Origin of the sequence: Caulobacter sp. AP07 (assembly GCF_000281955.1) — a bacterium.
Classification (GTDB): Bacteria; Pseudomonadota; Alphaproteobacteria; order Caulobacterales; family Caulobacteraceae; genus Caulobacter.
On the sequence record NZ_AKKF01000049.1, the window covers coordinates 1 to 11922 of the forward strand.

Consider the following 11922-nt stretch of genomic DNA (forward strand, 5'->3'; position numbering starts at 1 on the left):
GGCGGTGCCCCAGCCGGTGGCGCAGATGGCCGAAAAGGCCGCCGACATGCTGATCACCGCCAGCGCCTCGGGCGAGAAACTGACGGCGGGGAGCCAGCTGTTGCCGTTCGAGCTGATGGTCCGGGCGTCGACGGGGCCGGCGCCGAAATAGCGCCAAAACGGTTGTCATCCCGGATCGGCGGCCCTGCGGGCCTTGTCCGGGATGACAGCGATTTTAGCGGGGTTGGGGACATGCACATGTGCATGTCCCCAGTCGTAGATCCCTACTTCGGCGCGTCGTACGACACCGGCAGCTTGGCCGCCGCCACCGTCACCTCGGCCTTCGCGCCCAGGTCCCGCGACGAGGCCCCCAGCGACACCTCGTAGGCCCCGCCGGCGATGTTCCAGGTCTTGGCCTTGGAGTCGAAGGTGGCCAGCAGGCGCGGGTCGACCGTGAGGCTGACCGTGGTGCTCGCGCCCGGGGCCAGGTCGACCTTCTTGAAGCCGGCCAGGCGGCGCGGGGCTTCCCAGCCAGCATTGGCCTTGGGGCCGACATAGACCTGGGGCACGTCCTTGCCGGCGACCTTGCCGGTGTTGGTGACCTTGAAGCTGACGGTCAGGGCGCCGCCGGCCACCGAGGTCTTCAGGTCGCTGTAGCCGAAGGTCGAGTAGGACAGGCCGTGGCCGAAGGCGAACAGCGGGGCGTGGCCCTTCTGGTCGAACCACTTGTAGCCGACGGCCGCGCCCTCGATGTCGTAATCGACGTCGCAGAAGTCATCCGGCTTGGCCGGGTCGCAGTCGATCGTCCGGCGCGGCAGCTGGTCGGCGCTGGCCGGGAAGGTGATCGGCAGACGGCCCGAGGGATTGACCTCGCCGGTCAGCACGCGGGCGATCGCCTCGCCGCCGTTGGTGCCGGAAAACCAGGCCTCGACCACGGCCCCGACCTTGGACAGCCACGGCATCAGCACCGGGCCGCCGGTCTGCAGCACCACCACGGTCCTGGGGTTGGCCGCGCCGACCGCGTCGATCAGGGCGTCCTGGTTGTCGGCCAGGGTCAAGGAATAGTCCTGGGATTCGGCCGCCCACTGGTGGGCGAAGACGATGACGACGTCGCTGTCGGCGGCCAGCTTGGCGGCGGCGGCCGGATCGCTCCCGTCGCTATAGGTGATCCGGGCGCCCGGGTTGCGGGCCTGGAGGGCCTTCAGCGGCGAGTTGGGGTGATAGACGATCGGGCCGGGGAAGCCCTTGGGCCCCAGGCCCTTCACCGCCATGCCGCCGATCGGGAACACCTGCGAGGAGCCACCGCCCGACAGCACGCCGACGTCGGCGTGCGAGCCGATGACGGCGATAGTCCTGGCGGTCCTGGTGAGGGGCAACACGCCGCCGTCGTTCTTCAGCAGGACGATGGCCTCCTCGGCGTCGGCCTGGGTGACCTTGGCGTGGGCGGTAAAATCGATCGGCTTCTTGCTGACCGGGTGGTCGAACAGGCCGTGGGCGAACATCGAGCGGGTGATGCGGCGGGCCATGTCGTCGAGCCGCGCCTGCGACACCGAACCGTCGGCCAGGGCGGCCTTCAGCGGCGCGCCGAAATAGGGCTGCTTGTCGAAGGTATAGGCCGACTCCTGGTCCAGCCCCGCATTGGCGGCCTTGGCCGTCGAGTGCGTGCCGCCCCAGTCGGACATCACATAGCCCGTATAGGCCCAGTCCTTCTTCAGGACCTCATTGAGCAGATAGTCGTTCTCGCAGGCATAGGTCGAATTGATGCGGTTGTAGGCGCACATCACCGAACCGGGGCTGGCGTTCTCGATGGCGAACTCGAAGGCCAGGAAGTCGGACTGGCGGGCGGCGGCGTCGCCGATGTTGGAACTGACCGTCATGCGGCCGGTCTCCTGGCCGTTCAGGGCCCAGTGCTTGATGGTCGAGATGGTGTTGTTGGACTGGATGCCGCGGATCTGGGCCCCGACCATCCGTCCGGCCAGCAGCGGATCCTCGCCGCCATATTCGAAGTTGCGGCCGTTGCGCGGCTCGCGGGCCAGGTTCACGCCGCCGGCCAGCATGACGTTGAAGCCCGAATCGCGGGCCTCCGAGCCGATCATCGCGCCGCCCTTGTAGGCCAGTTCGGGGTTCCAGGTGGCGGCGGTGGCGATGCCCGAGGGCAGGGAGGTGCGTTCCAGGTACGGATCGCTCGACTCGCGCTGGGTGGCGACGCCGACGCCGGCGTCGGTTTCCCACTGCGGCGGCACGCCCAGGCGGGGGATTCCGGGGATGTAGCCGGCCGAACCCATGCGGGCCTCGGGCGACGGCGTGAACTTCGGTTTTTCCTGGTTCGAGCCGAAATAGCCGAACACCAGGGTCAATTTCTCGTCCTGCGTCATTTGGGCAACGATCAGGTCGGCGCGTTGATCGGCGTTCAGCTTGGGGTTCATCCAAGGTTTCGCCGAGGTCGCGGTCGCGGCCTGGGCGTGAGCGGCGGCGGCAGGCAGCGCCGTGGTCAGCATCAAGGCCATGGCCAGGCCGTGCATCTGCTGTCGCTTCATTTTTATTCCTCCCTTGTACATCTTGCCCTTGGTGGGCTGTATTCTCAAATAACTCTTGTTTATGGTTGCTTAGTTCAAGCTATTCACGCCGGCACGCGGTGCGTGTCTCAACTAAGTGCCAAATACAAGCATGATTGACAACGTTGTCGTACTGTAGCTATTCACAGCACGCAAGTCGCGACCAAAAAAGGATCGCGCGCAGGGAGGGATGACGAATGAAGTTCCGCAGAAACCTATTGGCCGGTTCGTCGGTCGTGGCGGCCCTGATCGCCGCCACCGCCGTCCAGGCCCAGACCGCGGCTCCGGCTCCGGCCGACAGCAGCCTGATCGAAGAGATCACGGTCACCGCCACCAAGCGCGAGACCAACCTGCAAGACACCCCGATCGCCATCAGCGCCTTCAGCCAGGGCTCCCTTGACCGGCAGCACGTCAAGGACGTCACCGACCTGGCCAAGTTCGTGCCCAGCATGGCAATCAACCAGCAGGGCGACCAAGGCGCGATCCTGATCACCATGCGCGGCATCGGCAACGACACCGCCTTCACCGAAGTGGCCGACCCGGAAGTCGCCATCTATGTCGACGGCATCTACTCGCCGCGCGCCCAAGGCGCCGCCGTGCTGATGTACGACATGGACGCCGTCGAAGTGGCGCGGGGTCCGCAGGGCACGCTGTTTGGCCGTAACGCCACGGTCGGCGCGGTCAGCCTGCGCACCGCCAAGCCGACGCTGGGCGACTCCTACGGCAGCGCCGAAATCGTGGCCGGCTCGTACAACCGCTTCGGGGCGCGCGCCTCGGTCAACATGCCGCTGTCGGACACCTTCGCGATCCGCATCGCGGCGATCACCGAGCGCCACGACGGCTATGTCGACTTCCAGCGCCCGCCGCAGATCGCCGGCGTCAGCCCGTCGGCCTTCGTCACCCAGGGCAAGAAGTACTACGCCCAGGACCAGCGCTCGGCCCGGCTCAGCGCGCTGTGGAAGCCGAACGACAAGTTCACCTGGAACGTCAATGTCGAGGGCTACCAGGACACCGGCGCGCCGGTCATCGCCCTGGCCCAGACCCCGCGCGCCGGCCAGAAGAAGTGGTCGGCCCTGATCGACACCGCCCCCGAGAGCGACCGCTTCTCGTACGGCGTGCGCAGCACCATGGACTACGCCATCAACGACGACGTGGCCCTGACCTACATCACGGGCTGGCAGCGCGTGGGCGGCAGCGCCAACAGCGACGCCGACGGCGGCATCCTGGGCGTGACCCAGAGGGGCGTGCTCACCCAGGGCGGCTTCGGCGAGAACCACACGGTGTGGTCGCGCAACGACGCCTGGAGCCAGGAAGTCCAGCTGAAGTCGACGGGCGACAAGGTCGTCGACTGGATCGTCGGCGGCTATTACAGCCACGAAGACAACTCGATCCGCTTCGACATCGACCAGCGTGACGGCTATCGCGACGGTCCGATGACCTGGGCCGGCAGCTTCATCCAGGCCAAGCGGACCGTGGAATCCAAGGCCGCGTTCGGCCAGGCCGTCTGGCACGTCAACGACCGCATCCGCCTGACCGGCGGCCTGCGCTACACCGAGGACAGCAAGCAGGACCAGGGCGGCCGGAACGTGATGTTCAACGGCTATTCCGCGTGCCTGCTGGTCGACACCGCCGCCCACTGCAGCGCCGGCATCTTCGGCCAGGACCGCGGCGCCACCGCCCAGCAACTGTTCGCCCTGCTCGGCCCGGGCTACGCGATCAGCAGCAACGACGTGAAGGGCAGCTGGGACAAGCTGACCTGGCTGCTGCGCGCCGACGCGGACGTCAATGACGACGTCCTGGTCTATGCCAGCGTCGGCACCGGCTTCAAGTCGGGCAACATCCTGGACGGTGGCCGCCTGGCCAATCCGGAAACCCTGACCAACTACGAGGTCGGTTCGAAGATTCGCTTCCTCGACGGCCGGGCCACCCTGAACCTCGCGGCCTATTACGAGGACTTCAAGGGCTACCAGATCAACCAGGTCGAGACGATCTTCAACCCGGACGGCACCACCAACCGCTCGCAGGTCGTGACCAAGAACGCCAAGGGCGCCCGCGCCTACGGCCTCGAGGCCGAACTGACGGCGTACCTGACGCCCAACGACCGCCTGCAGATTTCGGCCACGGCGCTCGACACCAAGATGCTGGACCTGCTGGCTCCCGACCAGCGCATCAACGGCGACGTCACCGCCGCCATCCAGCTGAAGGGCAACGAGCTGCCGCACGCCCCGCACTTCTCGGGCACGGTGGCCTACGACCACACCTTCGAGCTGACGAGCGGCGCGAAGGTGATCCCGCGGATCGCCACCCACTTCGAGACCAAGAGCTGGCTGTCCTACTTCAACCAGGGCGCCCCCGACCAGCAGGGCAGCTACACCCGCACCGACGTGACCCTGACCTACCAGCCGTCGGACGGGCCGTGGTCGGCCGAGGTCTTCGTCCAGAACCTCGAGGACAAGGACATCAAGACCGGGGCCGGGGCCGCGGGCGCCCCGAACTACACGCCGGTCTGGACGGCGGTCTATCAGCCGCCGCGCACCTGGGGCTTCCGTCTGCGGACGAAGTTCTAGGCGACGTCCAACCTCGCCGGCCCGGATGGAAACGTCCGGGCCGGCGAGATCCGTTTCTGAGTTTGAGGCGAAATCCCTCTCCCGGCGGGTTTCGCTTCAGGCGCGGCGTGTCGCCCCTCGGCGCGTCGCGCCAGCCATCCTTGAGCGTAAGCATTCCTCCCAGACTGCGCTCCCTGGGTGATGGTCCCCCTGGCCGTCACCCAGGATTTTTCTTTCCTTTCGCCGATCGGAGCCTCTGTTGTGCGCGGAGGCGAAGTCCAAGGAACCGTGCTCATGGCGGGCAACCGCATCGTCATCGTCGGCGGCGGAACGGCCGGTTGGCTGACGGCCGCCTACCTGGCCAAGCAACTGGGCGCCGACCGTCCGGGCGGCGCGCGGATCACCCTGATCGAGTCCCCGGAGATCGGCATCATCGGGGTGGGCGAGGGCACCTTCCCCACCATCCGCAGCACCCTGGCGACCCTGGGGGTCAGCGAGGCGCGGTTCATGCGCGAGAGCTCGGCGACCTTCAAGCAGGGCGTCCGCTTCGTGGATTGGGAACGGCGTTCGGCGGACGGCAAGTCTTCCGAATACTTTCACCCCTTCAACCTGCCGCTCCGGCCCGAGGGCCGCGATCTGTCGCCCTATTGGCTGCTGGACCACCAGGCCGGCGCGCCCCTGGCCTTCGCCGACGCGGTGACCACCCAGGGCAAGATCATCGAGGCCGGCCTGGCCCCCAAGCGGCTGGAGGACGCCGATTTCCAGGGGCCGATGAACTACGCCTACCATTTCGACGCCGCGCGCTTCGCCGACTTCCTGCGCGGCGTGGCCAAGGAACTGGGCGTCATCCACCTGGCTGCCAAGGTCGAGACGGTGCAGCTGGACGCCGAGACCGGCGACATCGCCTCGGTCACGGCCGGCGAACTGGGCGTCATCGAGGGCAACCTGTTCATCGACTGCTCGGGCTTCCGCGCCCTGCTGATCGGCGAAGCGCTGGGCGCGCCGTTCAGGCGCTGCGACGACGTGCTGTTCAATGACCGCGCCCTGGCCGTGCAGGTCCCCTATCCGGCGCCGGATGCGCCGATCGCCCCCTACACCCTGGCCACCGCCCACGAGGCCGGCTGGACCTGGGACATCGGCCTGGATGGCCGCCGGGGCGTCGGCTACGTATTTTCCAGCCGCCACACCGACGAGGCGCGGGCCGAACAGGTGCTGCGCGCCTATGTTGGTCCCGAGGCCGACCATCTGCCGGTGCGGCTGCTGAAGTTCCAGACCGGCTACCGCGAGCGCCAATGGATCGGCAACTGCGTGGCGGTGGGCCTGTCGGCGGGCTTCTTCGAGCCGCTGGAATCCACCGGCATCATGCTGATCGAGGTGGCGGCGACGATGATCGCCGAGGTCTTCCCGCTGCGCGACCGCGCCGCGATGGACAGCGCCGCCCGCACCTTCAACGGCCTGATGGCCGGCCGCTTCGAGCGGATCGTGTCGTTCCTCAAGCTGCACTACTGCCTGAGCAAGCGCGACGAACCCTATTGGCGCGACAACGCCGATCCGGCCTCGTGGCCGCAGGGGCTGCGCGACCTGATGGCCCAGTGGAAGCACCGGCCGGTGTCGCGGTTCGACTTCCTGGTCGACCTGGAGACCTTCCTGCCGGCCAGCTACCAGTACATCCTCTACGGCATGAACGCGGCGACCGACTTCGCGCCGGTCGAGGGCCGCTACGCCGACGGCGCGATGGCCCGGCAGGCCTTCGCCAAGGTGGCCGGCGCGGCAACCGAGGCGCTCAAGCATCTGCCGCCGCACCGGACACTGGTCGAGGCGTACTACCGGCGGTGACTGCGCGCTTTCCTTCTCCCCTTGCGGGAGAAGGTGTCAGCGAAGCTGACGGATGAGGGGTCTCTCAAACGTTGAACGCCGTGCGACCCCTCACCCGACCCGCTTTGCGGGCCACCCTCTCCCGCAAGGGGAGAGGGATCAAAACTTCAAACCCGCTCCACGATGATCGCCGGGGCCATGCCGCCCGCCGCGCACATCGTCACCAGGCCGCGCTTCAGGTCGCGGCGCTCCAGTTCGTCGAGGATCGTGCCGATCAGGATCGAGCCCGTCGCGCCGATCGGGTGGCCCAGGGCCATGGCCCCGCCGTTGACATTGACCTTGTCGCGGTCGAGCCCCAGGTCGCGGATGAACTTCTCGGCCACCACGGCGAAGGCCTCGTTGATCTCCCACAGGTCGATGTCGTCGACGGTCAGCCCGGCCTTGGCCAGCACCTTGCGGGCGGCCGGGACGGGGGCGTTGAGCATCAGGGTCGGGCTGTCGCCCATATTGGCCATGGCCACCACGCGGCCCCGGGGCTTGAGGCCATGGGCGGCGGCGTAGGCGGGTGAGGCCAGCAGCACGGCGGCCGCGCCGTCGACCACGCCCGACGAATTGCCGGCATGGTGCCTGTGCTGGATCTTCAGGTCCGGATAGACCTGATTGATCAACCCGCCCAACGTCGTGCCCGCCTCGTCGATCGGCACGCCGGCCATCATCTCGAACGAGGCCTTCAGCGCCGACAGGCCCTCCAGCGTTGTCTCGGGACGGGGGAACTCCTCGCGGTCCAGCGCCACCGAGCCGTCGTCGCGCAGCACCGGGACCAGGGCGCGGTCGAAGTGGCCGTGGCGGATGGCGTGGTCGGCGCGCTGCTGGCTGAGCAGCGCCAACTCGTCCAGCGCCCGGCGGTCGATGCCTTCCAGGGTGGCGATGGCGTCGGCGCAGACGCCCTGGTGGGTCTGGGGATGGCGGGCTCGCAGGCGCAGGTTGCCGGAGTCGAGCAGCCCCACCGACGTGCGGTCGGCGGTGGCGGCGGTGTAGGACATCATCTCGGTCCCACCGGCGATCACCAGGTCTTCCATGCCCGACATGATCGAGGCCGCCGCCAGGTTCACCGTGGTGATGCCCGAACCGCAGAACCGGTCCAGGGTCATGCCGCTGGCCCGCACGTCATAGCCGGCGTCCAGCGCCGCCATCCGGCCCAGGTCGCCGCCCTGCTTGCCGCGCTGGGTGCTGGTGCCCCAGATGATGTCGTCGACCTGGGCGGTAGCGAGGCCGTTGCGCTCGGCCAGGGCCTTCAGCACCGTGGCGGCCAGGTGCTGGGGATGGAAGTCGGCCAGGGCTCCCTTGCCGACCTTGCCGATGCCGCGCGGCGTGCGGCAGGCGTCGATGATCAGGGCTTCGGGCATGGCGTTCTCCTCCAGAACGGTTGTTTGAACCGATCTGGCAGCCGGCGCCCTTGGGTCAGTCCAGCGCAAAATCCCTCTCCCCTTGCGGGAGAGGGTGGCCTCCGAAGGAGGCCGGGTGAGGGGTTGAAGAACGAAAATGCCGCGACAAGCCGAAAGGCCGGTCGCGGCGTTTGTCGTTTGAGAGACCCCTCATCCGTCGGCTACGCCGCCACCTTCTCCCGCAAGGGGAGAAGGACGTGGCGCTACCGCACCCCGGCCTTGATCCACTCGACCACCGAGCCGTGCTTGGGCGTCCAGCCCAGGTCGCGGGCCCGCTGGCCGCGCACCCGGCTGTTGGAGCCCAGAGCGAACACCGCCATCTCGCGGCCCCACAGGGCTTCAGCGGCGTCGCGGTCCATCGACCGGGTCTCGAGGCCCAGGGCCTCGCCGATCGCCTGGGCCATCTCGCCGAACGCGGCCTCGCCGTTCTCGACGAAGGCGAAGGTTCCGGCCGGGGCCTTGTCCAGGGCCAGCAGATAGAGGTCGGCGACGTCGGCGATATGGACGTTGGACCAGCGGTTCAGGCCGCGGCCGATATAGGGCGCCACGCCGCTGGCCCTGGCCTGGGCGACCAGGCGCGGCAGCTGCACGCTCTGGGCCTTGGGGCCCAGGGCGTCGCCGTAGATCAGGGTGTTGCACAGCACCACCCCGCGCACGCCCGGCGCCGCCAGGACGGCGTTGTCCAGGGCGATGCGGGCTTCCTTGTCGGGCTCGGGCGTGAATTCGGTGTCCTCGCCGAACACCCGCTCCGACGGCTCGCCCATGGCCTCGTCGCCGACGATGCTGGAGCCGCTGGTGTGGATCAGGGCCTTGCCGCTGCCGGCCAGGGCGGCGATCAGCGCGTCGGCCGCGCCGCGGTTGTCGCTGCTGGCGGCGTTGACCACCGCGTCGGCGGCCTTGGCCTCGCGGGTCAGGAGGTCGTGGTCGTCCAGCGTGCCGACGACGGGTTCGATGCCGTGGGCGCGCAGGTCGGCGGCCTTGGCGGCGTCGCGGATCAGGCCGCGCACCTCATGGCCAGCCTGGACCAGTCGGGCGGCGACCGAGCCGCCGATGAAGCCGCTGGCGCCGGTGACGAAGATCTTCATGGGAATGCTCCTTGTTCGTGGAGACAAAGATGGCGCGACCGAAAGGCCGTACTAGAGTGGGTTGAAGCGAAGCATTGTTGATCGGAGCGCACAGATGGCGCGGGAGTGGGCGGACCGGGCCGGCGAGATGGAGGTGCTGGTTCGCGTCGTCGAGCACGGCAGCTTCTCGGCGGCGGGGCGCGAACTGGGGCTGACGCCGTCGGCCGTCAGCCGGATCGTCGCCCGGATGGAGGCGCGGCTCGGTGTCCGCCTGCTGATCCGCACCACCCGCGCCCTGACCCTGACGCCGGAGGGCGAGGCCTATCACCGCGCCGCCCTGCGCATCCTTGACGACATGGCCGAGACCGAGCGGGCGGTCACCGACCAGGCCGCGCCACGCGGCCGGCTGCGGGTCACCGCCTCGCTGTCCTACGGCCGGCTGTTCGTCGTGCCGCTGCTGGCCGGCTTTCTGGAGCGCTATCCCGGCATCCTGCTGGATCTCAGCCTCGGCGACGCCGTGGTCGACCTTACGGGCGGCCAGGCCGACGTCGCCATCCGGGTGGGCGACCTGGCCGACAGCGGCCTGATGGCCCGCAAGCTGGGCGACAGCGGCCGGGTGGTGGTGGCCTCGCCGGCCTACCTGGCCCGCCATGGGACGCCGCAGGCCCCCGAGGACCTGGCGGCCCACAACTGCATCGGCTTCAATTGGCGCCGCACCCGCCTGGGCTGGCCGTTCCGGCGCGACGGCCGCGATTTCGAGCTCGCCGTGTCGGGCAATGTCGAGGCCAACAGCGGCGACACCGTGGTGCAGATGGCCCGCGACGGCCTGGGGATCGCCCGGGTCGGGGCCTTCGTCGTCGCCGACGACCTGGCGGCCGGCCGGCTGATCCCGCTGCTCGAAGCCTATAATCCCGGCGAGCGCGAAACCTTCCACGCGGTGTTCCTCGGCGGCGCCCAGGTCCCCGCGCGGGTGCGGGCGTTCGTGGATTACCTGGTCGAAAACCTCGGCGGCGCGAAGGACGGACGCCAGGCCCGGCCAATCCTGGCCGGGCCTGGCGCCGAAGCGGGCGTCACCCCGGCTTGACGCAGCTGAAGCTGGCCGCCTCGTCGGTCGAGCCCTTGCCGTCCCAGCGCGCCACCTTGGGATAGGCGCACAGCGGGCGGGTGCGCAGGGTCTTGGCCGGCATGTCGAGCAGGCCGGCATAGTCGTTGTTGGTCTTGCTGGCGATGACCGCGTCCGGCGCCTTGCCGCCGTCGACCCAGCCGTCCAGCGTCGCCAGCATGTCGAAGCTGTTGGGGCCGGGGCCGCCGAAGCAGTGCGACAGGCCCGGGACCATGTACAGCCGCGAGAAGCTGTCGGCGCCCTTGACGCTCATCGTCTTCCGGACGGCGTCATAGTAGCGGATCGTGGCGTAGGGGGTGATCGCCGCGTCGGACCAGCCGTGGAACAGGATCAGCTTGCCGCCGCGCGCCTTGAAGGCCGACAGATCGGGATTGTCCGAGGCGACCAGCGCCCCCAGCCGGTCGTGGGCGGTCTTGAAGTCGCCATTGGCCGCGAAGTTCAGCTTGGCCAGCTGCCAGTTCGGATCCGAATAGACGAAGTTGGCGAAGAACGAGCGAGCGAAGGACGGGTGCTGGGCCTTCTCGCCGCTGATCCACAGCGGCCAGGCGTTGGGGATCGCCTCGCCGCCGGCCGGATAGCCGGGGAACAGCGACTTGCCGGTGCGCGGATCGCGCGGACCGTCGTAGAGCTTGCGCAGGCCGGCGGTCTGGGCCGGGGTCAGGCACTCGGCGGTCTGGCCCGGCTTGCACTGCACAACCGCGGGGTCGAACCTGCACAGGCGAGGGTCCTCGACGACGCCGTCGGCGACGCCGTCCAGCTTGTCGCACTGGGCCAGGGCGGCCTTCTGGACGAAGGCCAGGCTGGCGTCGGGGATGCGACTTTCGGGCGCTTCGTGCACGGCCTTCCATGACCAGGCGAAGCTGGTCATCAGGCGGGTCCAGGCGTTGGCCGGGGCCCCGGCGACGATGCCGTCGAAATCGTTGGGATAGCGCTGGGCTTCCATCAGGGCCTCGCGGCCGCCATCGGAGCAGCCGGAGAAATAGGACAGGCGCGGCCCCTTGCCGTAATGGGCGGCGATCATCGCCTTGGCGAACAGCGCGGTCTCGTGGTTGGCGCGATGGGCCCAGTCGACGATCTTCTCGGGCTGGTTCAGCGCCCAGTTGGCCTCGCCGCCGGCCCCGTCCTCGGTGTGGCCCATGTCGGTGCCGGCCACCGCGTAGCCGGCCTTGAGCGCCGGGCGCATCGACAGGCGCGGTCCGCCCAGCGAGCCGCCGTAGCCGCCGTTGCCGGTGGCCATGAACTTGCCGTTCCAGGCGGCTTCGGCCGGCAGCCAGACCTCGACCTTGATCGACGAGGCGCTGGTCGGGGCCAGGGTGGCGTTGACCCGGCAATAGGCCTGGGCGACCGGCAGGGGCGGGATGCCGAAGGTCTCGATCGGCTGGCGGTCGCCGACCG

At 69.0% G+C, this 11922-nt stretch carries 7 protein-coding genes; 3 read left to right on the forward strand and 4 right to left on the reverse strand.

From position 1 onward, the window contains the following. Window positions 1-263 precede the first annotated feature (263 nt). Window positions 264-2516, reverse strand: a complete 2253-nt coding sequence (locus PMI01_RS04205) for a beta-glucosidase (RefSeq protein WP_007663448.1) — start codon at window positions 2514-2516, stop codon at window positions 264-266. 215 nt (window positions 2517-2731) lie between these two features. Here PMI01_RS04205 and PMI01_RS04210 point away from each other — a divergent pair, with 215 nt between their 5' ends. Together PMI01_RS04210 and PMI01_RS04215 are read left to right on the forward strand one after the other, a co-directional pair. Next, on the forward strand, window positions 2732-5101 hold the full coding sequence (locus PMI01_RS04210) for a TonB-dependent receptor (RefSeq protein ID WP_007663450.1): 2370 nt from the start codon (window positions 2732-2734) through the stop codon (window positions 5099-5101). Between the two features lie 273 nt (window positions 5102-5374). Then, window positions 5375-6916: a tryptophan halogenase family protein gene (locus PMI01_RS04215; RefSeq protein ID WP_007663452.1), complete on the forward strand. Its 1542-nt coding sequence runs from the start codon at window positions 5375-5377 to the stop codon at window positions 6914-6916. Between the two features lie 146 nt (window positions 6917-7062). Here the strand turns inward: PMI01_RS04215 and PMI01_RS04220 are convergent, their stop codons facing one another. Both PMI01_RS04220 and PMI01_RS04225 read right to left on the reverse strand, forming a co-directional pair. Further along, window positions 7063-8301, reverse strand: coding sequence for an acetyl-CoA C-acetyltransferase (locus PMI01_RS04220; RefSeq protein WP_007663453.1), 1239 nt, complete (start codon window positions 8299-8301; stop codon window positions 7063-7065). Between the two features lie 242 nt (window positions 8302-8543). Next, complete coding sequence (locus PMI01_RS04225) at window positions 8544-9425, reverse strand: NAD-dependent epimerase/dehydratase family protein (RefSeq protein ID WP_007663456.1); 882 nt, start codon at window positions 9423-9425, stop codon at window positions 8544-8546. Window positions 9426-9519: 94 nt separating this feature from the next. Between PMI01_RS04225 and PMI01_RS04230 the strand changes: the two genes are divergently transcribed. Next, the gene (locus PMI01_RS04230) at window positions 9520-10488 is read left to right on the forward strand and encodes a LysR family transcriptional regulator (protein ID WP_007663458.1); all 969 of its coding nucleotides are present in this window, start codon (window positions 9520-9522) and stop codon (window positions 10486-10488) included. Here the strand turns inward: PMI01_RS04230 and PMI01_RS04235 are convergent. Further along, window positions 10475-11922, reverse strand: a 1448-nt coding sequence (locus PMI01_RS04235) for a tannase/feruloyl esterase family alpha/beta hydrolase (RefSeq protein ID WP_007663460.1), incomplete at its 5' end; no start/stop codon positions are given. The genes PMI01_RS04230 and PMI01_RS04235 overlap by 14 nt on opposite strands.

What these genes read in the sequence shown, in the direction of transcription:
- PMI01_RS04215 (WP_007663452.1), top strand. Translation starts at nt 5,375, where the DNA reads ATGGCGGGCAACCGCATCGTCATCGTCGGCGGCGGAACGGCCGGTTGG.
- PMI01_RS04205 (WP_007663448.1), bottom strand. Translation starts at nt 2,516, where the DNA reads ATGAAGCGACAGCAGATGCACGGCCTGGCCATGGCCTTGATGCTGACC.
- PMI01_RS04220 (WP_007663453.1), bottom strand. Translation starts at nt 8,301, where the DNA reads ATGCCCGAAGCCCTGATCATCGACGCCTGCCGCACGCCGCGCGGCATC.
- PMI01_RS04210 (WP_007663450.1), top strand. Translation starts at nt 2,732, where the DNA reads ATGAAGTTCCGCAGAAACCTATTGGCCGGTTCGTCGGTCGTGGCGGCC.
- PMI01_RS04230 (WP_007663458.1), top strand. Translation starts at nt 9,520, where the DNA reads ATGGCGCGGGAGTGGGCGGACCGGGCCGGCGAGATGGAGGTGCTGGTT.
- PMI01_RS04225 (WP_007663456.1), bottom strand. Translation starts at nt 9,425, where the DNA reads ATGAAGATCTTCGTCACCGGCGCCAGCGGCTTCATCGGCGGCTCGGTC.